The 24742-nt window shown below is 66.3% G+C and carries 18 protein-coding genes; 7 read left to right on the top strand and 11 right to left on the bottom strand.

Annotated elements, in window-relative coordinates:
* The first annotated feature begins 56 nt into the window (after positions 1-56).
* From J5X75_RS10790 to J5X75_RS10775, 4 genes are all read left to right on the top strand, one after another.
* On the top strand, positions 57-398 hold the full coding sequence (locus J5X75_RS10790) for a hypothetical protein (protein WP_208467213.1): 342 nt from the start codon (positions 57-59) through the stop codon (positions 396-398).
* Between the two features lie 88 nt (positions 399-486).
* A complete protein-coding gene (locus J5X75_RS10785; protein WP_208467212.1) occupies positions 487-3036 on the top strand; it encodes an NACHT domain-containing protein in 2550 nt (849 codons plus the stop codon).
* 110 nt (positions 3037-3146) lie between these two features.
* The gene (locus J5X75_RS10780; RefSeq protein ID WP_238487682.1) at positions 3147-4646 is read left to right on the top strand and encodes a recombinase family protein; all 1500 of its coding nucleotides are present in this window, start codon (positions 3147-3149) and stop codon (positions 4644-4646) included.
* Positions 4647-4743: 97 nt separating this feature from the next.
* Positions 4744-5196 (top strand): hypothetical protein, encoded by a 453-nt coding sequence (locus J5X75_RS10775; RefSeq protein WP_208467210.1) that lies wholly within the window; start codon positions 4744-4746, stop codon positions 5194-5196.
* A 192-nt stretch (positions 5197-5388) separates the two neighbouring features.
* Here J5X75_RS10775 and J5X75_RS10770 read toward each other — a convergent pair whose 3' ends face one another.
* The 11 genes from J5X75_RS10770 to J5X75_RS10720 form a co-directional block, all read right to left on the bottom strand.
* Positions 5389-6483, bottom strand: coding sequence for a three-Cys-motif partner protein TcmP (locus J5X75_RS10770; RefSeq protein ID WP_208467209.1), 1095 nt, complete (start codon positions 6481-6483; stop codon positions 5389-5391).
* An 83-nt stretch (positions 6484-6566) separates the two neighbouring features.
* A complete protein-coding gene (locus tag J5X75_RS10765) occupies positions 6567-7352 on the bottom strand; it encodes a DUF5131 family protein (RefSeq protein WP_208467208.1) in 786 nt (261 codons plus the stop codon).
* 1240 nt (positions 7353-8592) lie between these two features.
* On the bottom strand, positions 8593-9477 hold the full coding sequence (locus J5X75_RS10760) for a replication-relaxation family protein (protein WP_208467410.1): 885 nt from the start codon (positions 9475-9477) through the stop codon (positions 8593-8595).
* Positions 9478-9744: 267 nt separating this feature from the next.
* Positions 9745-10530 carry a replication-relaxation family protein gene (locus tag J5X75_RS10755; RefSeq protein ID WP_208467207.1) on the bottom strand — a complete coding sequence of 262 codons (786 nt, stop codon included), beginning with the start codon at positions 10528-10530 and terminating at the stop codon, positions 9745-9747.
* Between the two features lie 426 nt (positions 10531-10956).
* On the bottom strand, positions 10957-13626 hold the full coding sequence (gene alaS / locus J5X75_RS10750; RefSeq protein WP_208467206.1) for an alanine--tRNA ligase: 2670 nt from the start codon (positions 13624-13626) through the stop codon (positions 10957-10959).
* A gap of 283 nt (positions 13627-13909) precedes the next feature.
* A complete protein-coding gene (locus tag J5X75_RS10745) occupies positions 13910-14596 on the bottom strand; it encodes an HAD family hydrolase (protein ID WP_208467205.1) in 687 nt (228 codons plus the stop codon).
* A gap of 8 nt (positions 14597-14604) precedes the next feature.
* Positions 14605-15132: an orotate phosphoribosyltransferase gene (locus tag J5X75_RS10740; protein WP_208467204.1), complete on the bottom strand. Its 528-nt coding sequence runs from the start codon at positions 15130-15132 to the stop codon at positions 14605-14607.
* Complete coding sequence (locus tag J5X75_RS10735) at positions 15129-15686, bottom strand: SLOG cluster 4 domain-containing protein (protein WP_208467203.1); 558 nt, start codon at positions 15684-15686, stop codon at positions 15129-15131. The genes J5X75_RS10740 and J5X75_RS10735 overlap by 4 nt, the downstream gene beginning before the upstream one ends.
* Positions 15683-16552, bottom strand: a complete 870-nt coding sequence (locus J5X75_RS10730) for a hypothetical protein (RefSeq protein ID WP_208467202.1) — start codon at positions 16550-16552, stop codon at positions 15683-15685. The genes J5X75_RS10735 and J5X75_RS10730 overlap by 4 nt, the downstream gene beginning before the upstream one ends.
* A gap of 45 nt (positions 16553-16597) precedes the next feature.
* A complete protein-coding gene (locus tag J5X75_RS10725; protein WP_208467201.1) occupies positions 16598-17440 on the bottom strand; it encodes an aspartyl/asparaginyl beta-hydroxylase domain-containing protein in 843 nt (280 codons plus the stop codon).
* A gap of 456 nt (positions 17441-17896) precedes the next feature.
* Positions 17897-18427, bottom strand: coding sequence for a hypothetical protein (locus J5X75_RS10720; RefSeq protein ID WP_208467200.1), 531 nt, complete (start codon positions 18425-18427; stop codon positions 17897-17899).
* A gap of 440 nt (positions 18428-18867) precedes the next feature.
* Here J5X75_RS10720 and J5X75_RS10715 point away from each other — a divergent pair, with 440 nt between their 5' ends.
* The 3 genes from J5X75_RS10715 to J5X75_RS10705 all read left to right on the top strand — a co-directional run bounded on the left by J5X75_RS10715 (position 18868) and on the right by J5X75_RS10705 (position 24733).
* On the top strand, positions 18868-20079 hold the full coding sequence (locus J5X75_RS10715) for a helix-turn-helix domain-containing protein (RefSeq protein WP_208467199.1): 1212 nt from the start codon (positions 18868-18870) through the stop codon (positions 20077-20079).
* Complete coding sequence (locus J5X75_RS10710; RefSeq protein WP_208467198.1) at positions 20076-20822, top strand: TIR domain-containing protein; 747 nt, start codon at positions 20076-20078, stop codon at positions 20820-20822. Before J5X75_RS10715 ends, J5X75_RS10710 begins: the two co-directional genes overlap by 4 nt.
* 488 nt (positions 20823-21310) lie before the next feature.
* The gene (locus J5X75_RS10705; RefSeq protein ID WP_208467197.1) at positions 21311-24733 is read left to right on the top strand and encodes a PIN domain-containing protein; all 3423 of its coding nucleotides are present in this window, start codon (positions 21311-21313) and stop codon (positions 24731-24733) included.
* Positions 24734-24742: the final 9 nt, after the last annotated feature.

Raw genomic sequence — 24742 nt, 5'->3', positions numbered from 1 at the left:
CCCCGGCGGCATCACCCGTGCCGGACGATTCCGCCGGCGCATGGCACAGTGGGGCCATGGTGAATCCGTCGGACGATCCACACATCCACGTCGAGGCGGGCGCGCTGCGGTCCCGCGCCGCCGAGCGCAACATGCTGGCCGCGACGTTCGGCCTGGCCGCCGAACTGCCGGCCGAGGTCCCGACGGCGTGCGGCTGCCGGGTGCCGTACGCGATGACCTCCACCCTGCCGGAGAGCGTCACCTGCCTGGCCTGCCGGGAACACGCGGGCGAGAGCCACCGCCGCTTCGCCGACCAGGTCGAGACGATGGGCGCCGGCCCCGGCTCACCGTTCAGCGACCGGGACGCCGCCACCGCGGCCGCCGCCCACCGCGACATCGCCCGCCGCTTCGCCTCCTGAGGCCATCTCTGTCTACGACCACGGGATGACGGCAAGGTTCAACCCTGGGCATGACGCCGCATTCCGCTCGGACGTCCAAGATGGATCCGTGGCCAAGTCGCTCAGTTACGCCGACGCCGCCCGGCTTCTCGGCGGCCAGGAAAGCGTGGTCGTCGGTCTGCTGGAGAAGACAGCCGGCTGGCTCATGCTGGGCACGACGCCGCTGGTCGAGGAGGTGCTGGGCTGGTTCGACGCGAAGGCCGAGCTGACCCGGCTCAGCCACCAGCTGGTCCGCGGCCTGGCGGAGCGCTGCTGCGGCCTGTCCCGCTACGGCCGCACCGAGCGGATCGAGGCCGCCCACACCGTCATCGTGGTCGCCGCCTTCTTCGAGGGCCTGGCCGGAGTGCGCCTGCCGGCCGAGCTGACCCGTGCCGAGCAGATCGCGTTGGGCACTGGCGGTCCGGCCGCTCCCGGCGACTTCGTCCCCCAGATCATGGCGGCCGGACGCCTGCTGCCAGGCCCGGAGCGGTCGCTGGCCGACTTCCGCCGCGACCTGCGGAGCTACTACCACGATCTCGCGGACGGCCTGGCCAGCTTCCTCGACGGCCTCGCCGTCGCGGAGGACCTACCTGCGCCCGACCGCACCCGGATCGCCGAGACGCTGTCCTCGGTCGCCCACTCCTCGGTCGCCCGCTACGACGAGGCGCTGCTGCGGCTGTGCGCCGAGTTTCCCGAGGTCGCCTACTGGGTGGCCCGGCAGGAGCAGCGGGCGGTCCGGGCGTCCCTGACCGAGATGGGCCCGGTCCTGCTGGCGATCCACGCCGGGCAGGCGCCGGACGAGCGGCGGGCCGGGCTGGCCTCCGCCCACCGCGACGACCTGGACCGTCCGGTGGTCGACACCGGCGACGTGCCGGACGGCATCACCGTGCCCACGCTCGGCGAGGCCTATCTGCCACCCCGGTTCCGGGTGTCGCATGATGCCGGGTCGACGCTGGTCAGCGATGACGACTGGTGGGCGCGGTTCCCAGTGCGAGACGATCTACGCGATTTCCTGATCGGTCACCTGACCTCGCCACGGGCCGTCCGGGCCCCGCTGCTGGTGCTGGGTCAGCCCGGGTCCGGCAAGTCGGTGTTCACCCGGGTGCTGGCGGCCGGGCTGCCCGCCAGCGAGTTCCTGCCGATCCGGGTCGTGCTGCGGGACACCCCGTCCCTCGACCAGATTCAGGACCAGCTCGAGTTCGCGATCCGCGCGGCCACCGGGGACCGGCTCGACTGGCCGGCCCTGGTCCGCTCGGCCGGCGACGCCCTGCCCGTCGTCCTGCTCGACGGCTTCGACGAGCTGCTCCAGGCGACCGGGGTGAGCCAGACCGACTACCTGGAGCGGGTCGCCGCGTTCCAGCACCGCGAGGCCGTCCAGGGCCGGCCGGTGGCGGTCGTGGTGACCAGCCGGATCGCGGTCGCCAACCGGGCGCGGACCACGGCGGAGACACTCGCGATCCGGCTGGAGCCGTTCGACGACAAGCAGATCACGGCCTGGCTGGCGGTCTGGAACCGGGCGAACGCGGCCGGTCTCGCCAGCCGCCGGCTGGCGCCGCTGGCGGTGGACAGCGCGCTGGCCCACCGGCATCTCGCCGAGCAACCGCTGCTGCTGCTCATGCTGGCCCTCTACGACGCCGACGGCAACGCGTTGCAGCAGGCCGGCGGCAGTCTGCGGCAGGACCAGCTGTATGAGCGGCTGCTGCGCAGTTTCGCCGTCCGGGAGGTGGTCAAGCAGCGGCCCGGCCTGCCGGCCCGCGATCTCGCCGCCGCCGTCGAGGAGGAGTTGCGGCGGCTGGCGGTGGTGGCCTTCGCGATGTTCAACCGTTCGACGCTGTGGGTGAGCGAGGCCGACCTGGAGGCGGATCTGGCCGGTCTGCTCGGCCCGGTCCAGCAGCCGCCGGGCGGGCTGCGTGTCGCGCTGCGCCCGGCCGAGCTGACGCTCGGGCGGTTCTTCTTCGTTCATCGGGCGCGGGCCGGAGGTCAGGCCTCCCTGGAGACGTACGAGTTCCTGCACGCCACGTTCACCGAGTTCTTCGTGGCCCGGCTCACCTGGCAGGTGCTGCTCGACGTGGCGGCCCAGGCGTCGGTGACCACGTCGTCGTTCGGGCCGGCGCCGATGCACGACGATCTGCTGCGGGCGCTGCTCTCCCATCAGCCGCTGAGCCGCCGCTCCACGATCATCGACTTTCTCAGCGGGACGGCGTGGGCGGAGAAGCACGCGGTCCGGGAGTCGTTGAAGGCGCTCCTCCTGCGGCTCTTCCAGGCTCTGCCACACAGCCCGGCGGGGCAGCGCTACGCCGGATACCAGCCGTCCCGCCACGGCGAGCCATCCCGGTACGCGGCCTACAGCGCCAATCTGCTGCTGCTCCTGGCGTGTGTCAGCGACCAGATCCGGGCGAGCGAGTTGTTCCCGGGGCGTCCGGACATCGTCGGTGACTGGAGCAGCCAGGCCCTGCTGTGGCAATCGCAGCTGACCAGCGGGAGTTTCCCCAGTTTCATCGAGCGTCTGGCCGTCGAGCGGATCACCACGCCGCACGGCCGCGACGTCCGGATCGGTCTTTACAGCGGCGTGTGGTCGCCGTCGTCGGTCTGGTTGTCCTGGACTCCCATTGATCGATAACAGCTATGGTCGATGCGTTGGTACCGATTACCAGGGGAAACGGGACAGCATCGATGGTACGGCGGGCGGCGCGGCCGCGAAACGCGAATCGGTTCGAGACCAAGACGGCCTTGCTGGCGGGTGGCGCCGAGGTGCGAGCGCTGCGCTATCAGAGGGCTTCGCAGGACAAGAAGGAACAGGGCAAGAGCGTCCACGATCAGGGCGTGCTCAACGTCAAGGAGATCACCTCCCACGGGTGGACGGACTCGGCCTCCTTCACGGACAACGACCGGTCGGCCAGCCGCCACGCCACGAAGGAGCGGGAGGAATTCGAGCGGCTGATCGACGCGATCCAGACTGGCAAGGGCGACGTGCTGGTGATCTGGGAGATCTCCCGCAACCAGCGCGACCTCTCGGTGTACGTGAAGATCCGTGACATGTGCACCGAGGTCGGCCTGAACTTCTGGCTGGTGGGCGGGGTTCTGTACGACCTGCGCGACAAGAACGACCGGATGATGCTCGGCTTCCAGGCCGTGCAGGCGGAATGGCTGGCCGACTCGATTCGCGACAACGTGCTGCGCGGCATCGTCGGCGCGGCGGAGGCGGGTCGCCCGCACAGCCGGGTGACGTACGGGTACCGGCGGATCTACCACACCCGTACCCGAGCCCTGGAGCGACAGGAGCCCGACGACGAGGTGTTGATCGCTACCGCGCCGGACGGCACGACCAGCGAGTACACCCGGGCGGGGATCGTGCGGGAGATCTATGACAAGGTGACCAGCGGCATTCCGCTGATCAGGATCGCGGACGAGCTGAACGCGCGGGGCGTGCCGTCCCCGCAGGGGACGAAGTGGATGCGCGGCGTAGTTCGCGTGATCGCGCTGAGGCCCGCCTACATCGGCAAGCGGGTACTGCGTGGCGAGATCGTCGGGGACGGGATCTGGGACGGGATCGTGGACGAGGACACCTACTGGGCGTCCGTCCGCATGTTGAAGGACCCGTCCCGCAAGACCACCCGCGCGGGACGGGCGGTGTACCTGCTGTCCTACGTCGTCCCCTGCGGAGTGTGCGGCGGCCCGATCTCACGCCAGCTCGCCAGGCGGCGTAACTGGTCGCGTGATGTGTACTCGTGCCTGAACAAGCGTTGCGTGGCGGCGCCGATGGATCTGATGGACGAGTTCGTGCAGCGGGTGGTGGTGGCGTGGCTGTTACGAGAGGACATTTACGAGATCCTGACCGCGCAGGCCGCGTCCGACGCCGAGGTGGCCCACGCCCGCGCCGAGGCCGCCCGGCTGCGCGCCGAGTTGGAGGACTGGCGGCGGCTTGCCGAGAACGGCGAGGTGACCGCGATCAGCTTCGCTCGCGCCGAGAAGGGCCTCCTCGATCAGATCGCCCAGCACGAGGCCCGAGCCTCCGAGGCCGGCATCCCACCGGTGCTCCGAGGCCGGATCGGCAAGCATGCAGTCGAGGCCTGGGCCGAGTTGGGAGACGAGGTAGCCGTCAAACGCGACATCATCCGGCTGGTCGCGGACATCACGCTCCTCCCAGCAGGTAAGGGCAGCCGTCGCCCCTTCGGCCGTCACCGCTTGGGCTGGAAGTGGAGGTTCGGCGAGGATGCCGCTGGCCTCTAACCGAGTGGGCCGAAGCATCTAAAATCAAACCTTGACCGAAGTAGAAAATTAAACCAGACTGGCGTAACGCTTACCTCCCTCCGATAAGGACTTACTAGTGGCGCAGTATGACGCGGATGACGAGTACGAGGCTGCTTATGAGACGTGGCAGGAGCTTGACGCTGACGTGCGCAGCAGCGGTGGCGTTCTGCGAGTATCCATGTGGGACCTGCGCTACCTCAGTGGCTACCAGCGGCTAAAGGTCAACGTAGTGGCGACGATCAGCGCCGAGCTGGCGAACATGGGTCTGGGTCACCTTCCCGCCGAGCTTCCACGTAACCAGAACCACTACGTGGTGGTGTACAAGATCGGGAGCGAGGCCGGCGCGGTCATCAATGCGGTTCGCAATGGGTCTAGCAGCGAGGAGGCTGAACGCGCCCTACGTAAGCTCAACACCTCCGACACCATCCAGGTCGACAGGGAAAACGAAGCAAAGCTGGAAGAGCTCGCTGCGAAGGTTGACGAGCTGGAGGCATTGCTCAAGGGCTTCCGCGAGGTTCTGCAGGCCTGAACGTGGGAGGGTCTCAAGAACGTGCATCGGAGAAACCCTGCGGCATTCGACGCTGCGTCGAATGCCGCAGCGCTCAGTCCGCGTCCCGATGGCAACGCAGTCGAAATGGCCGAGCAAGACGGGCTCGGGTCGGTTGTGTACGCAGCAACCTCGTTGTTTCGCGGAGCTGTGTGCAGCGCTCGGGATTCGCGTTCACCGGCCCGGGGTCGGGGCGAGGGAGACGATGGAGGACCTGCGGAGGCTGCCACGACGGTCGCTGGTGATGACGCCCTGATCCGTCAGAGGCTGGAGGGCTCTGATGACGTGTTCCTCGCGGTAGACCGTTTCGAAAAGCGCGAACTTGCGGAGATCCTCGATCCGGGTGGGTCCGTTGTCGCGAAGTTTCTGAACAAGTAGCCGGGTCAACGGGCCGAGTTCCGGTGCGGTGATGTCAAACAGTGTCTCGGCTTGTTCGTCGCGGGGATCGCGGAAGCCGACTCCCTGGGTGCGATCGACCTCCCAGAGGGAGTCCTTCATCTTCTTCACGCCGAGCGGATGCCCGGTGCCGAAGACGAGATACAACGGCTGCCCGTTGCGAGGAACCAGTTCGAAGTCCAGCAGATACTCGAAGCCGGCGGTGTGCAGCGCTTGTCGGTAGCAGGTGAGAATGTGCCGGCTCTTCGCCTCTGCCGCGAGTTCGGTGACCGAACGCCAGGTCGGATCTCCGCCGAAGACTTCATCGGCTGCTGGGCCCATTTTGGTGACGAAGCGGACGAAGTGCTGTGGCTGGAGAGTGACGATGACTTCGCTGGAAACGTTTGTGGCAAGGCGTTGCAGTAGCCGGTAGGGCACTGGGGCGTTACCCCAGGAGTCGAGGTTGGCGAAGATCGGCTGCCCCCAGGCCTTCATCTTGTCGAGCTCGGGCTCAAGGTTGGTGGCGCACGTGCCGGGGACGATGTTGACGGGCATCGCATGGTCGGATCGGGGGCGGTCGGGGAACGCTTCCCGCAGTGTCGATTTGAGCATGCTGGTACAGCGCTCGTCGTCGTCGACAAACAGGAACCGAGCGACGCCCTTGGTGGGCGGAACCTTGGCCGTCAACGCACGTATGGCGATGACCGGCGAGCCGGGTTCGCCGCCGCTGTAGATGCCGGGGCCGGCGAACCCCTCCGCGTAGGTGACCGACGGATACGAGTTCTCGTAAGCCAGCAATATCGGAAACCATCGCTCCAGATAGCGGCGGTAGATGTTGTGCTTGGCCTCCGTATGGGGCGCACACGGCCATGGCACATCACCGTCAACCGGCATTGATCCCCCTGACTACCCGGCGTCACGCAGCAGTGTCGCACGGCAACACCGCTGCGCGGAATCCTTCGCCGGGACCCTGCGGGTTAGCTCCGCGTGAGGAGAAGTCGAGCGTCGGCCGCGTCTGCACCAGTGGACGGTGCGGGCATCGATGAGTACTCGCGTCCGTCCAATTCGCGTCCGCCGGACTTTGATGTGCGGCCGCCCCATTGCTTGAAAAAGAACGCAGTGCCCGCAGCCTCGCACTGGTCGCGTACCTCCCGCACCCAGGCGGGCTGGACGGGACGGCTGTTCGGTCCGGACTCGCCCCCAGCTATGAGCCAGTCGATCTCGGATAGGTTCATGTTCGCCAACGGTCCGAGTAGGGGTTCCGCCGAGACGAACCGGACAGCGGCAGGAACGCGTCGGAGATCGTCGATGCGAAATAGTTGATCGGCCGTCTCGACGCTGACGCCCATCCATACGTTTGGCGGCCAGTCGAGGAGCGGCGCGAGCTTGGCAAGCCGGGATGCGCGTTTGGTGAGCACCTGATAGGTGTGTCGAGGGGTTTCTCGCATGACCGTGAAAACCTGCTGCACATAGGCCACCGGCACCCGGGCGTGGAACAGGTCCGACATCGAGTTGACGAACACAACTCGCGGATCTCGCCATCGCCGGGGAATGTTCAGGGCGTCCTCGTGTAGTGCAACACCGAAACCAGGCCCAGAGGTCCGCGGATCGCCGTCCGTCTGATACTTCGCCGACCCCATAGCCTTGAGTCGCCGCGACAGTGCCAAGGCGTAGCAGTTGTCACAGCCAGGGGAAATGCGGTCACAGCCGGTCGTTGGATTCCACGTCGCCTCGGTCCACTCGATCCCGCTTCGGTCCGCCATCGAAGTCACCCCCCTTGAGATCACATCTTGTCGAACATTCGTTCGGTTTGGAAGAGATTGGATCTCTTCGGCTTCAGCGGTTACAAGGCCGGTGATCTCGTCTCGTACAACGCCACATGGGCGGTCGGCGTGGCGCTACCTTCGCAAACTTCCGGACGAATCGCGTCTTGACCTCCCCGGATGGGCCATGCTCGTTCGACGACACGGATGCTCGGCCGCCGGATAACCCTCTCGCGAACCGCCCGGCCAGCAAATATCAGCATCGCGATGTCCCCCTGTCGCGGTACGTCTCTAAACGGTCGGCGCACTTGATCCACATCAAGGACATGCCCGCACGGGCTCAGACCGCGGCTGGCGATCTTGTAAACGGCCGGACGCGGCAGCGGTGCCGCGTCCGACCGGGAAGTGGGAACGGTCAGGCTGTGCGACGCCTGCATTGATGTAGCCGTAGCAGCCGGGCAAGGCGGGCGGCTTGATCGGGAGTTGGCAGTGCTGCTTCGGCGGCGAGGGTTTGGATCTCGTCCTCGATGGCGAGGTCGGTCAGATGGCGGGCCATCGGCAAGGTGCCGCGAGCGTCAGGGTGGCCGGGCACGTCCGCGTGCGGGTTGTCTTCCGAGACGAGTTCGCCCGCTGACCGAGTCGGGGTAGCGGGCGAGGGGCCGCGTGATGAGCGGCGATTCAGCCGTTGGTCATCACGGCGTCGAACCATCGTCCTCCTTGAGGGGCGTTGAGCTGCGGGAAGCAGACGGTCACGAATCGCATGAGGCCTCCAATCATGGGAAGGATTTCGTCCGGCATGCTGCCGGACGGTGGTTTAGGACGGCAGGCTCGGTTGGGGCCGCGAGGCTGCGGGCAGAGCAGGCTGCCAGTCCGACGCTCGGTCATCGTGGACTGTTAGGTTCTGTCAGGAACCGCCTCCGGTCACGCTGGACCGAATGCGGACGGAGAACATCCCTGTGCTGGCCATGCAATCTGACAGGCCAGCTCAGAGGCGCTTCCGGCAGAATCCCGCGTGAAGGACTGGACGGCGGAGCTGTCAGACGCGCACGTTGATCAATAGCGGGAAGGCGATCGAATCACGGCTCAGAGGCCCTGACAGAACCTGTCAACGGTGACCGGGGTGACTCAACATCGATTTCCGTATGGGGCGGGACGGCTCGGTGGGAGCCGGCATCAGATGTCCAGCGCAACGATCCGATCGTCATGCGATGGATCGTCGCCTTCGAGGCCGGGTAGCCGCTCAGTCCGAGGTTGGGTCGGCGGTGCCGGTCAGATTGGCGAGATCGGTGAGCCGGAGACGGGCGCCGGGAACCTGGTAGACCTGCCATAGGTTGTCGGCGGGGCTGAGCGCGCGTTGTGCGGCCGTGTCACGGGCGGCAGTGGCGATGGGGTAGCGGATCCCGGCTTCGGTGAGTCGCTGGTGGAGGTGGCGTTCCCGAAGGGCTGTGGGAAGCCAGAACAGCACTGGTCGATCGCGGCCGAGGTGGTAGGCGAGGTCGAGATAGCCGTCGATCTTGCCAATCAGGGTGGTGAGTGGCTCGGTGCCGGTGTCGTGTTCGAGGAAGAACGGCACGCTGCGGCCGTGTTCGGTGAAGATGCCGTGCCCGTCCGGGCGCACTTTCGGTACTGCGGCCATCAGGGTGGGTGAGTCGCCTTCCTCGATGAATCCGGCGAAGGTGGTGAATCGCGATGCCGGCCACCAGCGGTCGAGGCTGGCGTGTGGGTGGGTTCGGGCGTACCCCGCCAGGTCGGTGAAGAATTGGTTGACGCCCAGCAGGTGGGGGAGGTTGGCCCGGTTGGTCAGGTGCCAGCGCCGCTTGCGCGCTTGGTCCTTGCGCGGCAGTTCGGTGCCGCGGGCGACGGCCACGACCTCGGTGCCGCGCTGGCCGAGCACGTAGTGGTAGGGCCACGTGCCGCCCTCGGCGCGGAACGGGCGGAATCGTGCGAGCAGGTCGACATCCTCTGCGCAGAGCTTGCGCAGCCGTCGCTGGGCGAAGTCGAGCGACGGATAGAGCGCGTGCGCGATCTGGAAGGAGGTGAGTACGCCGTGGTCGGCAAGCCAGCCGAGCAGAACGTGGTCGCGGTCCGTCAGGCGGGATTGGATTCTCAGGAAGTCATCTTGCATAGGCGACGCCTTTCGATCGAGGAGGTCGATGAGGAGGAGTTCGGAGATGTTCGCGTACCCCCGGGGAGACCCCAGGTAGAGGGTCTGTCTGCACATGCGCGGAACTGGCGACAGTGGGGATGACCTGCACTGTCAGGCCACACAGGGTGTCCGTTTGGGGATCCGGATCAAGACTGACCCCGCAGCGATCACCTGGGCGGTCATCCCCGCGGACAGCCCACCGACGGCCACCCCGTCACCGAAGATCGGTGCCATGGCCCGGGGACGTCAGTACGGCGCGACGTCGATCAGCCGGACCAGTCGACCCGGCTCCGTGGAGGTCGGGGTCCAGATTTTCGCGCTGGGGTCGCCGAGGGCATAGAGGCGCTGCGGGGTGGTCGCGGCGACCGGCACTGGCAGAGGTTGTGCAGTCAGGTTGCGATGCAATTCGGCTTCGCGTTCGGCGGTCGAGGCCAGCACGAGTAGCGCGGTCGCCGGAATTCCGGTACGGCCGAGGCGGTAGCCGGCCAGCGCCTGCGCTGCCGGAGGTGGCTCGCTGGACAGAGAGTGTCGGTCGTCGTCGACATGCAGCAGGAACCGCAGCACCCGCCCGTTCTCCAGCCACGTTCCCGCAGCCTGCGGATACACGGAGGAGATGCCGAGCCGGCGCATCCCGGCGGCGGCCTCTACGCCGCGGTGCCAGCTATACAGCCAGGCCCGGCCCTCGCTGGCCTTGGCTGCGCGGACCAAGCCGACATGCACGTGGTTGGTCACGTACTGATCGCGGTGAGCGCCGCCGAGGTTGACGGGCACCGGAAGTCCGCTGGCCCGCGTTCGGGCGGTCAGGGCATCCACGCCGTTCGTGCTGACCTCGTAGAAGGCGCGGTGGGTGCGATCGTCATCGCGCGCGAATCGCCACACCAATCCGGCTCGCGCCAGGGCTTGCAGGTGCCGCACCGCTGCTGGACGGCTGCCGAACATCAATTCGGCGGCGCACTCGCTGTCCAGAAGCGCATGTTCGGCCACTAGCGACAGCAGTCGCCAGTGCCGCTCGCGCAGCCCGCGTAGATCCACGTCACTAGCAGGCTGGACCGGTGGGGTGGAGTGGAATTCGCCCGGACCGACTCGGTAACGACGGGCCAATCGTCATCACCCCCTCACGCGCATCGATCATCATCATCATCGGGTATCTCCGGCTGTTGCGGGGAACGCAGAACGTTGGTGTCCAACCGATGTTGCGGCTATGTGTCCGCGAGAGCGGCGGAGGCGGCAGCTTTCTCGGCCTACAAAGCACACGCATCTACCCAGTACCGATGGAGAGCGCTCTCCGAACGTTCGCTGTTCACTTGTTCATCTGAAAGTACGATGACGAAAGCCGCGAAAAAGACTTTCCTTAGGGCTGCTGCGGCTTTGGGGAGCACCGCACGGCGGAGAGTTCTGGCCAAGGGCGCATCGGCCAGAACCCTCCAATCGCGAGGCGGATTCAGCTGGACTTCGCGCTTACGGGCCGATGACGGCGGCGAGGGCATCCTCGGCCAGAGCGAGGGCCGTGCCGAGGGCGGTGCTGTTACGTCCTCCTGCGCTGGCGATCGGACCCGTGCCGCCGGCTCCTCCGCCGATGGTGGCGGCTGCCTCGATGAGCAACTGGCGGGCTTGGATTCCACGATCCAACAGCGGGCGGTTGATCGCTGCCGCCAGAAGCGCTTTGCCGTCGTCGTTAGTGGCGAGGATGACGCCCGCCGGAGTGGCTCGTGGCAGGAGGTCAACGACGGTGATGGCAAGCGTGCGAAGCTCGGCAGCCGGCATATTGCTGACGTGCGCGGTCACGAGCGTCCCCTGACCGAGGTTGCGACGTTTCCCGGCCAGTTCGGCGGCGACGGTCTCCAGTTCCCGGCGACGGTAGTCGGCCAGGCTCTTCTCGGCCTCAGCGAGCGCGGCCAGTCGTTTGCTCAGGGTGGCGATCAGGTCGTCGGGTCGGCTTCCGAGTAACTGGGTGACCTCGTCGAGGAGGCGGCGTTCTTGGTCGACTCGCTGGAGTGCGTCGCGGCCGGTCAATGCTTCGATGCGGCGTAGGCCCGCACCGATGGAGGATTCGCCGAGGATGCGTACCGGCCCGGCTTGAGTAGCGTGAGCGACGTGGGTGCCGCCGCAAAGTTCCCGCGAGGCGTCGCCGATGTCGACGATCCGGACGAGGTCGCCGTAGGTGTCGCCGAAGAAGGCGATGGCTCCGGCTTCCTCGGCTTCGGCGCGGGTCGCATGCCATACGCGTACGACGGGATCAGCGAGTAGGTAGTCGTTGATCATGGTGCCGATGGTTTGGAGACGGTCCGGGTCGACGGGCGCGAAGTGGGCGAAGTCGAACCGCAGTCGGTCGGGGGCGACGAGAGAGCCTTGCTGACGAGCGTGTTCACCGAGATTGCGGCGCAGCATGGCGTGCAGGACGTGGGTGGCTGAGTGGGATCGGGCGATCGCGGCGCGTCGGTCCGCGTCTACGACGGCGTGGGCCGATTGACCGGCACGGGCCTGGCCGGTGGTTACTCGGCCGGTGAGGACGTAGAAGCCGTCGAGACCGTAGGTGGTGTCCGTGACTTCGATGGTGGTGCCGTCTTCGGTGGTCAGGGTTCCGGTGTCGCCGATCTGTCCGCCGCGTTCGGCGTAGAACGGGCTGCGGCTGATGATGACCTCGACCTGTTGGCCCTCGTACGCCACCGGGAGTGGTTCGCCGTCGGCGAGCAGTGCGATGAGTTCGGTGTCTGCGGTGGTGGCGGTGTAGCCGACGAAGTCGGTGCGGCCGTGCTGGGCGAGGATCGCGCGGTAGGCGTCTTGGCGGCGCATCGCGGCCGCGGTCTGGGCCTTGCCACTCTTCTTCGCCCGGCGTCGTTGTTCCTCCAAGAGCGCGGCGTAGCGGTCTTCGTCGACGGTGAGGCCGGCGGCCTGGGCCGCTTCGAGGGTGAGTTCGATGGGGAAGCCGTACGTGTCGTGCAGTTCGAACGCCGTCTCTCCGGCGAGCCGGGTACCGCCGCTGGTGCGAGTGCGCGTGATCGCGGCTTCGAGTAGCCGGGTGCCCTGGCGCAGGGTCACGCCGAAGGTCTCCTCTTCTCGGCTGACCACGGCGGTGATCAGTTCGCGTTGGTTGCGCAGGTCGGGCCAGTCGGTGCCGAGGTTGTCGATGACGCTGCCGACGACTTCGGCCAGGACGGGCCGGTCGATGCCGAGGGAACGCGCATGGCGGATCGCCCGGCGCATCAGGCGGCGGAGCACGTAGCCGCGGCCCTCGTTGGAGGGGAGCACGCCGTCGGCGATCAGGAACGCGGTGGAGCGGGCGTGTTCGGTGACGACCTGGAATGAGACCGATTCGTCGCTGCCGTTGCGGCCGGGGAAGCGGCGTCCGGCCAGGCGTTCTACCGTTGCCAGGGTGGGCGCGAGCAGGTCGGTCTCGCAGACGGTGTCCACGCCTTGCAGGATCGCGGCGATGCGGTCGAGGCCGAGGCCGGTGTCGATGCTCTTGTTGGGCAGTTCGCCTAAGATCGGGAAGTCGCCCTTGCCGCCGCCGGCGCTTTCACCGCGCAGGTTCTGCATGAAGACGAGGTTCCAGATCTCCAGGTAGCGCTCGCCGTTGGCCTCCGGGCCGCCGGCCGGACCGAACGCGGGCCCTCGGTCGTAGCAGACCTCCGAGCACGGTCCGCACGGCCCGGGTACGCCCATGGACCAGAAGTTGTCGTCCATGCCGAGGCGCTGGATCCGTTCGGCGGGGACACCGACCTGTCGCCAGAGTTCGATGGCTTCGTCGTCGTCCTGGTAGACGGTGATCCATAGCTTTTCGGGGTCGAGGCGGTAGTGCTCCGTGAGCAGCTCCCAGGCGTACCGGATGGCGTCGGCTTTGAAATAGTCGCCGAAGGAGAAGTTGCCGAGCATCTCGAAGAACGTGGCGTGCCGGGTGGTCCTGCCGACATTGTCGATGTCGGAGGTTCGGGCGCATTTCTGCACGCTGGTGGCGCGCGGATACGGCGGCGGCACCTCGCCGAGGAAGTACGGCTTGAACTGGTTCATGCCCGCGTTGGCCAGAAGCAGCGTCGGGTCGTCCGGGACGAGCGAGCTGGACGGGACGCGGGTATGGCCGCGGCTGGTGAAGTATTCGAAGAAGATCTTGCGGATGTCGGCGGAACGCATGGCAGAGCCTCACAGGTGATGAGGTGGCGAACGCACCTGGCGCCCCACACCACCGCAGATCACGTGCAGGGCACGCGAAAGGATGGTGTGGGGTCCTCGCCGGTGTCCGTCCAGGCGGGTTCGCACAGGAAAACAGCGGTGGGAAGCGGGTTTCTGGTCACGCCGAGCCGGGCCGAGGGGGTCAGGCGAGGACGCGGTCCTCGTTCCCCAGCTCGGCGCGGCTAGCTCGCCGCCCCACCATTCCCATGCCTGCCCTGCTTCCGATCTACGGTGATGCCGCCGCTCACGGGCTGCTGCCGGAGCGCACGGTCATACCTGTCGCGCTGGAATCGTAGCCTACTGTGACGGACCGCTCGCCCAGGACCAGACCGACGACATCTGCGGGCTCGGTGAGCAACCCATCCGCGCTCGCTGCGACCAGGGCAGCCGCGTCTTGGTAGCCCCAGGCCGCACCGTACGCGGTCACACCTGCCGCTCTTCCGGCTCGTATGTCGGAAGCGGTGTCCCCGATGAAGCACGCCTGGTCCGGAGCTATTTGCAGCCGGTCGAGTGCGAGCCAGAGCGGATCGGGTGCGGGTTTGGGCGTGGCGTCCTCGAAACACACGATCGTGTCGATCAGGTCGCGCACCTCACCCAACGGAAGGAGGTTGAGCCGGTGGCGGCGTTGCATGGTGACGATGGCCTGCCTGCGTCCGGACATCCGGACACGCCACATCGCGGCCGTCATCCCGGCGACGAGCCGTGACTTACGGGCGTGCCCGGCGTACGCGGTATCGAAGTGGGCGTCGAACACCTTGGCGGCGTCAGCGACGCCCAATTCGGCAAGTACCTGCACCGGCGGCAGATAGGCCAGGCGACGGACCTTCTCCGGTGGTGGCAATGTTCCGAGCGCGATGCCAGCCACCTCACATAGCGTTTCCACGACGGTGGACTTGCTGTCCACGATGACGCCGTCGAGGTCGTAGAGCACCGCATGGATCATGGTTGCCCCAGCCTCAGCGGAACCGGGCTGTCGTCGATGACACCTGCCACGGCTATGCCTTGGCTGTTGAGTAGCGCCTTGGCGTTGCCCGGCCGGATCAGGAGGGCCAGCGCCGTCACCGGATCGCTACCGGCCTGCCTTAGCGCTGTCGCGGCGATCGTGATCTGCCGTCCGGATCGGATCACGTCATCGACCATCGCTACCCGCGCGCCCGGAGGCGGTTGGCCCTCGACTTGCAGTCGGGCTCCGTAGGGCTTGGCCACCTTTCGGACGAGGGCTGTCGGTAGGCCAGTGGCTGCGGAAACGGCGAGCGCGAACGGTACGCCGCCCAGCTCCAGCCCGGCGATCACGTCGATGCGCGGCGGCAGCAGGCGAGCGAGGGCCTTACCTGTCTCTGCCAGAAGTGCTGGATCCGCTACGACGCGATATTCGTCGAAGTAGAAGTCCAGGGTTCTCCCGGTGGGCAGCACATAGGGGCCGTTCATCGTGCCGACGGCGAGGACTCGCTGTGCCAGCGCCGTCACGACTTGCTCCGGTGAGCGTCATGGGAAGCGGTGATGAAGGGGATCAGATCGGTTGCCCGGTCGATCCTGTGTAGGAAGCTCAGTGGGCGGGTCGGTGACTCGTACACCCAGCGCTCTTTCCGCAGGAAGCTGATCAGCCGGCTCGCGGTCGCGCCGGCGATCACCACGGGGACCGGGCGGATGTTGCCCGCGTACCAGAGGGCGGCGGTCAGTTCGTGCAGTGTTCCGATACCTCCGCCCATGGCGACGATGACGTCCGCCGCGTCGAGGAAGGTGTGCATGCGTGCACCCATGGTGGGCAGCAGAATCGTGTCGGTGACGTGCGGGTTGAAGCTGCCCCACGGCATGTTCTGGACACTGACCGCTACGACCGGCGCACCGTGCTCGGCGGCCCCTTTCGCCGCGTGTTCCATCAGCCCGTTGTAGCCACCGTGCCACAGGGTGAAGCCGTACTCGGCGAGCAGGACGCCGATGTCGTGAGCGAGGTGTTCCTCGCGCGGGGAAGCCGGAACGCAACCTCCGAAGAACACCGCTGTGCCGCTGGGGGCTCTCACATCTGCTCCAGGTAGTGCCAGTAGGCGGTGATCGCCGGACGCAGCGCGGCGACGGCCTCCGGAACGGCGCGTTCCCCTAGCTCCAGGGTGATGGTCAGCGCAGCCGTCAAGTCGTAGGCGTCCGGGACCGGTTGGCCCGAGATCAGACGGTCGAGATCGGCGAGGCACTGTCGGCCGATCGGCGTGGCGCCGATCTCCTCCACGAGGTGGTACCAGCCGTAGAAGGCCGATCCGGGCGCGAGCGCCGTCTTGATGAGGTTCTTCGCGGCGGTGTGCAGGGCGAACATTTCCGCGTACGCGACGTAGCGCTGCCCCCGCGCGATCCGTTTGTCGATCATGTGCCCCAGCACCAAGATCTCCACGAGCAGTTCCTGGGCGGTGCAGGGTCGATCGAGGGTGCTGTTGATGAGCCAGTCGACCTGTTGGCTGTTGCGTCCGCGGTGTTCGCCTTCGGCCTGGTAAACCGGCATCGCCTTGGTGCGGGCTAGCACGGTGTCCAGCCGTGAGACCGGCACGGCGTACAGGTCGATCTGGTGCAGGGCGCCCTCGTGTGGGACGAGGAAGACGTAACCGAGGCCGCCCATGCGGGCGACGATCGTGTCTCGCCAGCCCGGCAACAGCGCGCCGAGTTCGGTGCTCATCAGGGTGTCGATGATTCTCAGGAACGGGCCGAAGCTGGGGTCGTGGACCGCGACGATGAAGTCGAGGTCGGAGAGCCGGTCGGCCGTGCCGGCCGCGAGGGAGCCGCGTACGTGCAGCGAGTGCACGGCCTGGCTACGGCTGATCACGCCGATCGCCTTCTGTAGCAGTCCGAATTGGCGCGGCAGGTTGACCGCGGCGACGTCGTCGAGCAAGTGGGTACTCACAGCGAGCCTCCTGGAGATCGAACGGAAAGGTTTGCGGCGAAGCGGTCACGCGTGGCCGAGCATCACGGCCTTCTTGGCGTGCCACCGTCGGGCGTCGTCGTCGCGGCGCAGAGCGGTGTACATGCCGGTGATGAGGTCGTAGGCCCGGCCTTCCGGCATCGCGTACTGGTAGAAGAGCTCCAGCAACGTCGTTTCGGCGGCATGGTCGTAACCCAATTCCGCCAGGCCGGTCGCTATCGCGACTGCCTCATCGAGCTGGGCCTGTTCGGGCTCGGGCAGCCGTTCGGCGGTGCCCGGGTCGGGTGCCTCGCTGTGGTTGAGCGACGCGAATGCGTCGTCGGCGTAGCAGTCGATGATCAGGTGGACTCGTGACGGTCCGTACCGATTGCATACGCCGTGCGGGCTCGTCGGTGTCAGCCGCCACACCCGGCCCACGCTCATGTGCACCTTCGTGCCGCCCAGCACGAGGTAGGCCGAGGAGTTGGTCACCAGCGGCACGTGCAGGCGGTGCCGCTCGGTCGTGGTCAACTCGCCGTAATCGCGGTGCTCCCACAGGAACGCGCCCGCGTCCAGGCGCGCCAACCGCGCCCACATGACCCGCACGCCCAGCTCGGCGATCAACTCCTGCACGGCGCGCATCCGTTCGAGGAGGGCCGTGGGCTGCGGTTGGGGACAGTCCCGGATCGTGACGTCGCGCGGGTCGCCGGAGTCGTTGAGCAGCGACAACGTGTGCCAGCCGCCGTTCTGGTAGTCGCCGTACTCCACGACCCAGTCCTGCGGCACGGTCAACGCCTCGTGGCGCAGCCGTTCCATCAATCCGGAGTCGAGTCGCCGGAGGGCCGCGACGTCGGCCGGCAGCGTGGTCGGGTTCATGAAGGTGCTGGTCATGAGTGACTTCCTTCCAGGAACCGAAGTTGGATCGGAATGAAGGCAGCGGTCCGCTCGATACAGCGGCACCGCAGCAGGGATTGACCGGGCGGGCGTGACCGTCCACAGGGGGAAGGGCTGGCCACGCCCGCGTCGGCTCCCGTCACGCGGCGCGGGCTCCGTGACGGGCGTCTTCAACAGCGGGCAGCGAACCGTTCCAGTCGTCTGCCGATGGCACCCAGCCGAGGTACCGCCCGTACAGATGGCCCGCTTCAGTGGCTGGCGTGTGTTCCATCGCGTCGATCATGCGGAGGGCGAGTTAGACCAGCAGCGAGGTACGGGCATGCCGGTACTCCCGGGCCAGGGTTGTCCGCTGCACGTCGCAGGGCCAAGGGTCCCGGCAGGCGCGGCAGGCCCCGCCCGGACGTACAGCGAGATGCAGCGGCGTTCCTGCCTCCAGGTCAGCTTCCTCCCCGGTCATCTCTCGCGCTCCGTGCAGCAGCACTCCGTACCCGTCGCCGGGCGGAGGTCCGAAACCGGAACATGACACGCCGCCGTACCGGCGAACAACGGCGCGTAATGGCGGATCCCCGCGTACCAGACTGTCCGCCACTCCGTCAGCCGCGGCGGCGGGGACGAGCCGCAAAAGCACAGGTCACAAAGCAAAACATCCGAGTCCTCTTCGAGCAGCAGGCCGGCCGCCCACTGCTGGGCCAGCACCGCGGCCCGAGGGTCCGTCAGATCCTCGTTGGCCTCGCCGACGACCAGGCCTTCCCAGCTCTCATCGCGATCCAGCCAAACCCAGCAGCTGTCACGCCGGTCGAAGGCCACCATGCCGACGAGCCACCGCCGTAGCGCCCAACCGAGATCGGCCTCGGTGTCCAACACCACGGCGGCGGGCTTGTCGCCGGCGGCAAGTGCGACCGCGTACCTCGAAGAGCGCACTCGCTGGTCATACGGACAGCCGTGGCGCGGCACCGTATCTTCGGCAACGGTCAGGATGCTCATCGCTGTCTCGCCGCCCCAAGCACTGGCGCGCCAACCCGCACCGCGCCGATCAACTCGGGCCGACTTGCCCCCGGCTGACGCATCGGCAGCCGGAGACTCCGAGCGAAGATCGCCACCGCACCTTCCCGGTTCCGGCACGGCCCCAGCGAACCGCACTCCAGGCAACGGCCGGTCGCGCTCGACGTCACATGCCGGTCCAGAGTTTGCTGTGCCTCGGCCAGTGGTTCCGCCGCCGATCTCGCGTAGTACGTGTTCGCTGCCATCGCTCCTCCTTCCGATCTGACGCGATCTCCGGCCGGACCGGCAGTTCAACGGCATCGAACGATGCGGCATCCGGCTACTGATCGTGTGTGGAAGTTATCGACGGGCGCGTGCCACACTGGTACCAAGTGGTTCCGGCAGTTCCGTCGCGCAGGGGCCGAAACGCCCGGGGAGCAGGCATGAGATCACCGCGCATCGCGACGGAACCCATCGGTGAACGTCTGCGGATGCTGCGGCTACAGCGCAACTGGTCCATCCGGTACGCGGCATCCCGAGCGGGCATCAGTCACGTGCAGTGGAGCCGGCTGGAACGAGGCGAACGCAGCGCCGACAACCGGTTCATGCTGGCCGCCCTGGCCAAGGCCCTTAACGTTCCCCTTGCCGAACTCACCGGGACCGGCGCCATCGGCCCTGAGCACGGCGAAGCAGAAACGAAGAGCGCGATCTACCACATCGTGCAGGCGGCCATCGAAGCCGACCTTGAAGATCCACCCGGCACCACCGAAGGCGAGCTGGAGTCATCGATCCAGCGCCTCGACCTGGTCATGGACCTGCGCCTCAAGTGCGACTACACCGGCGCGGCGAAGCTCATCCCACCGCTGCTGCGTGAATTGCACGCCGCAGCCTTCGGTAATGACCGAGAACGGGCGCTCGAAGCGCTGGTCCTTGCCCAGGACACCGCCTCATTCGTCATCAGATACCTCGGCGACCCTGCCTCGGCGGTGCTGATCGCCGACCGCGGACGTCAAGCCGCGACCTACCTACAGAATCCCGTCATGCTCGGCCTGTCCGCGTGGTCGCAAGCGCATGCGGCGAGCGGCTGCGGGCTGTACGCCCGAGCGCTCCGGATCGCCGAACGAGCGACCACCGAGCTGGAACCACACACCGACAAACCCCATGGCAAGGAGATGCTCGGCCAGCTCTACATGATGACCGGCTTTTCGAAATGGGCACTCGGTGACACCAGCGCCGCGGAAGCCGCGATAGGCGAAGCCGAACGCATCGCCCAGCTCACCGGCCAGTCCCCGGCACTCGGGCTGAACTTCGGCCCCACAGCCATCGACGTGTGGCGGGTGAGCATGAACGCCGACGCCGGCGATCCACGAGCAGCCGTCCAGATCGCCCGGGACATCGATCCCACGGGCATCGCGGGGATCTCACGGTCGAGGCAGGCCGCCTTTTACATCGACACTGCCCGTGCGCTCAGCAACATCAACAAGGACGCCGAAGCCCTGCGGATGCTCCTCAACGCCGAACGACTCGCTCCACAACGAGTGCGGCTGTCACCCCTGGTCACCGAAACGGTCCGCCACCTGCTGGAGAAGTCGCGGCGCGGAACCGGATGGACCGAACTAAGAGCCTTGTGTGAGCGTGTGGGAGTTAACCCGTGAGCAGCAGAGTCACCGTCGTCTACGCCAACGAGGAACCGCCCGAAGCATGGGACGCGTCGTTGTTCATCGCCGGCCCGATGCCGCGAACCACTGACGTTCCGTCGTGGCGCCCCGAAGCGCTCAAGGCCGTTGAGTCCGCGTGGCAGAGCGCCGGCGAGCTGGTCGTCTTCGTGCCCGAGCCGCGTAACGGCAAGCCGCTGAAGTACGACCACCACACCTGGGAAGACCGCTGGCTCGCCATCGTCGACGTCATCCTGTTCTGGGTCCCCAGAAACATGCAGAACATGCCAGGGTTGACCACAAACGTCGAGTTCGGCCGCTGGGAATCCAGCGGCCGAGTCGTCCTCGGTACCCCACCCAACGCCGCCCACGTTGGCTATCTCCGAGAATGCGCTATCCGCAACGGCGCACCGGTTACCGCCACTCTCAACGAAGCGGCGGCAGCAGCGATGGAGATGATCAGCAACGGCTCACGCCGCAACGGAGCCGAGTGTCAGGTCCCGCTATCGGTGTGGAACCACGTCCAGTTCCAGTCATGGCTGAGCGAACGGCGCCAAAAAGGACGTACGTTGATGGGTGCCCGAGTGTTGTGGATTCAGCATAACGTGGACCGTACCCGCCTCCGATGGGTGCTGGAGGCGCGATTCATTGTCGGTGGTCAGGATGCATTTTCCGAAGTAGTTGCCTTCGGTGATATTGGCATCTTTTCTGCTCCAGAAGAAACTCGACCTGCACGATTATAAGATTTCTAGTCATACTTTGGGCAGCTTTGATTGATCCCCTGATCTGCCGAGTCGAGTGCACTCGATCACGCCATAGCGATGGTCCGCAGCTCTCTCCGATAGAGTAGATTGCAGACGAGCCAGCCGAAGCGGAAAATGTTCGCTGTGAGTATCAGTCGTGTTACATGCTAGTCGACTTTGGTGGCAGTCGTTTCAATGTTTGCGGACATTTATGCGAGCTTTCAATGACCGTCCAAGCGAATAGTCCGCCCCAATTGCCGCTGCATTGGGTGCCTCCAAGCCCTCTCCACCGTCGCCTACAGTTGGTACGGTGCCGCAGCGCGGCTCGATGCCATATCTAGCGGCGGCAACTGGACTGAAGGCGAGCAAACTATATGTCGTGGCGATTTGGTCGACCCGCCGCCCCCGATGCGGCAAACGGTTCGCCGTCGGACGGAAGCCCTGCCCAGCCGGATCGTGGCCGAGGCGCAAGGGTGCCCTTGTGGGCGATGACGCTTGTGGTCATTACGGTGAGCGAAGCCGTTGCCGCTGTGGTGATCAATCTGTTCACCGATGACGTCACCCTCATGATGGGTGGACTCGCCCTCGTGGCCGTCGCCTGCGTGGCCGTCGCCCGGCTGATTTCCCGGCACCTTGACTCCCTGGAGAGCGAGCAGGAGCAGGCCCGGCAGCTCGAACACATGCGTGCCGAGGCGTCATCCACTCGAGTGACGGTGGAGGACGGCACCCGCTCCATCCTGAGTCGGATGTCAACGACTCAGGCATTCAATGACCAGGTGAACATGCTCCAACCGTGGCGCCGCGATCGAGCCATAGCGATTCGTCATTCGTGGCCGGTCGTGGAGCAGTTGGTGCAAAGCGTCGTTACGGCTGATGACCGCGGCGCTGTCCTTAGGCAATGGGGTGAGCAGCCGCCGGCCTGGTTCTCCGAGGCGCCAGTGGAGGTGATCTGCTGGCTCGGCGAACTGGCCTCCGATTACGGCCAAAGCCCCACGGCCGCGACGTTGTTCGCCGTGGCAGTACAGCGAGGTGCCTATCCGGCGGCCTATTGGAAGGCCCGGCAGGCAATGAGTCTGCCCGAGGAAGCCGTCGCAGAGGTCGACGAACTCCTAGCAGGCGCGGCCGCGGAACATGTGCTCGCCCATGCCTTGTTGCTCGTCCACCGCAAGGAGTGGGATCCGGCCATTGACCTCCTGTCAGAGTGGCGGACATCGTCTAACGCTGACGAGGCAATGCGGCTGCATCTGCTCGCGCGGCTGCATGCTCGGGCGGACAACCTGAACCTGGGGATCAAGTACGCGCTCGATGCCGCCAAAATTGAGGGCGCGAGCGGAGCAGCAATTTACGTCGCTGAGCTGCTGCTTTACCGGGCGCAATACGGGGAGACCGTCAGCCGGCTGGCCGATGCCGAACAGGCTGCCGCATTGGCGATCAAGGCGCGTAACGCTCGACGATCGTGGCACGGTGACAGCGTCGAAGCGATCATCGTTGCGGTCAAGGCGCGGCGGCTCGGCGGTAAAGTGAAGCAAGCGCGGGCTCTTATCGAGGCGGCACCTGAGGGCGAGGCCTGGCAACACGAGGCCGCTGACCCCAGGCTGCGAAGGGAAAAGGCGGAACTGCTCGCCACGACCGGCCAGTACGACCAGGCCCGCACGTTAGCCGCTGAGATCGGTAGCCCCTTCCTTATGGCCGAGATTGAAGCCTTGGTGCTGACCGGCACTGCCGACGACAGGGTCGCCGCCACGGCGTGGCAGACCGCCCTGGCCGCGGCAGAGACCGGCACGGACTTCCTCATCGCGGTCCGAGGCCTAGCCCATACTGGAGGTGATCTGCCGGACCTGTCCGAGGTCGAACAACAGCACCCACGGATGGTCAACGAGATTAAGGCCATCCACCGTGCCATGGGTGCCGGGGCCGGAACAATCGAAGCCCTACGCACTGGTGCCACCGAACACCTTGCGCTCGCGATGCTGCTCGCGGACCGATATGGGCAAGAGGGAAAGCATCAGCTGGCCGCGGACGTGCTCAATGACAGTGCGCAGCGGTGGAACGAACCGGGTTTGATGCTCGCGTCAGCAACCCACTTGCGGGCGGCGGGCGAGCCTGGAGCAGCGATTCGGGCAGCCGAACGCGCCTTAACCATGGGTGGCCCGGAGTGGGCTGGCCAGTTCGACACCCGCGCGTTGATCTTCGAGATTCACGTGGATGACGGACAGTGGGACCTAGCGATCGAGCAGGCCCGCAGCCTGGTGACGCTCGACCCCAACGCCGCAAGTGCGCGCTGGGCACTGGTGCACGCCTTGGTGCGCCGCAACGACAGAGAGGGTGCATGGAACGCCCTTACCCCTGACGGGGATCCGTTCGCTCCCCGAGACCGGCACGACGCCTTCACATGGATCGGGCTGGTTGCCCGGTTCGATACCAGCACCCAGTTCGTGTCTCGGGCACTGTCCACGATGGCACGGTGGCCAGATGACGAGCAGCTGGTGGGCGTCATCATCGCTCAGATCTTCTTCGGCCTCCGACGGCAAGGGCTGTCGACGACCGACGAGGACCTCGCCGCGTTGCACGCCGCAATGTTCGACTACACCGAGCGATTTCCCGACAGCACGGTGTTTCGCAAGGTGACGATCTCGGAGGAGGACCCGCTCGGCTCGCTGGCACCGGCCCACCGCGCACGTTACGAATCACTCAGCGAAGCGACCAAGCAACTCGACCTGGCCAACTTGCCGTTGGGTTTCATAGCTAGTACTTACGGCGTCACTTACACGGAGGTATCGCTCAAGCGCGGCGCCGGCTTTGTCAACGCGCATTCTCAGGCGGCAGAGGCGTCTGGCAGGGCCGCTACCGAGGGCGCCTTAAACAGCACCGTGGTCATCGACATCACCGCAGCTCATACGCTGGCCTTACTCGAACCACGCCTGCGTTCGCAGCTGTTCTCTTCCTTCGGACAGGTCCTTGCTACCGACGACGCTTACGACGACGCGATCCGGGGACAGGAGTCGCTCGGCATGCGCTCGACTATGTCGACCGGCTGGGATCCAGTCGGGCATCGACCGACCGTCACAACGATCGAGGAGTCTGTCGCTGATGCTTATGCCGAGCAGGCCATGTTGGTCTGTTCGTTACTGCGCCAAGCGACTCGTCGGCCGTGGCCGCGGTTGACGAATTTCCGCGATACCGACCAGAGGTTCGAGTGGCTGTCATCGCTCGACATGGCGGCCGCTCAAGGCTCACCATTCTGGTGCGACGACCTTCGTCTGCGTTTGGTCGCTGCCAGCATGGGCGTCCAGGCCTTCGGTACGGTGGACCTGATCCGGCACCTGCAGAGCCGTGGACAAGTCTCGCGTGAGCTTCGCGTAGCGGCTGAGGCGGTGCTGCTTACGAACTACTTCAGCGACTTCGGATTCGACAGGTCTACGTTCGACCTGGCTGCGGCGATCGACGGCCACACGCCACGCGGGGTGGCCTTCGCGCTAACCCGGCCTGCGACTTGGGTCGACCCGGAGCCGGTGATCGATTTCGTGCTCGCCATGCTGACGCACGCCGTGACCGCCGGACCGGAACAGATCGAGGGATGGGTGTCTGCGACCGCCATCGGACTGGTTCGCATTACCGAAGACAACAGCGGCGCCAGCGCCAACCTGAAAGCCCTCTTAAACCGGTTCATGACGCAGCCGTGGATGAATGCCGATCGACTCCCGGCCGTGCTGCGCGGTGTCCGGGCGGGAATCGGTGAACGGCCGCCGGTTAATGACCCGTTCGAGGCCGTGGCTGCCGGCGTTTACCGCAATCTGGCTGCCAGGCAGGGGCATGCCTTTGCTATGTCGATGATGCTGGCCTTGGTCGCCTTGTTGCCGGACTCTGACAAGGCGACGGCTTCGCGGGTAATCCTGACTCATCGTGATTAATCAATAGCG

Source organism: Actinoplanes flavus, from assembly GCF_017592555.1.
GTDB lineage: Bacteria > Actinomycetota > Actinomycetes > Mycobacteriales > Micromonosporaceae > Actinoplanes > Actinoplanes flavus.
Note: the sequence above shows the minus strand (reverse complement) of the source record. Positions and strands in the feature narration are given on the sequence as shown.

Coding starts and splice junctions, on each gene's coding strand:
- J5X75_RS10790 (WP_208467213.1), top strand. CDS start 57: ATGGTGAATCCGTCGGACGATCCACACATCCACGTCGAGGCGGGCGCG.
- J5X75_RS10770 (WP_208467209.1), bottom strand. CDS start 6,483: ATGCCGGTTGACGGTGATGTGCCATGGCCGTGTGCGCCCCATACGGAG.
- J5X75_RS10765 (WP_208467208.1), bottom strand. CDS start 7,352: ATGGCGGACCGAAGCGGGATCGAGTGGACCGAGGCGACGTGGAATCCA.
- J5X75_RS10760 (WP_208467410.1), bottom strand. CDS start 9,477: ATGCAAGATGACTTCCTGAGAATCCAATCCCGCCTGACGGACCGCGAC.
- alaS (WP_208467206.1), bottom strand. CDS start 13,626: ATGCGTTCCGCCGACATCCGCAAGATCTTCTTCGAATACTTCACCAGC.
- J5X75_RS10725 (WP_208467201.1), bottom strand. CDS start 17,440: ATGACCAGCACCTTCATGAACCCGACCACGCTGCCGGCCGACGTCGCG.
- J5X75_RS10720 (WP_208467200.1), bottom strand. CDS start 18,427: ATGAGCATCCTGACCGTTGCCGAAGATACGGTGCCGCGCCACGGCTGT.
- J5X75_RS10715 (WP_208467199.1), top strand. CDS start 18,868: ATGAGATCACCGCGCATCGCGACGGAACCCATCGGTGAACGTCTGCGG.
- J5X75_RS10705 (WP_208467197.1), top strand. CDS start 21,311: ATGACGCTTGTGGTCATTACGGTGAGCGAAGCCGTTGCCGCTGTGGTG.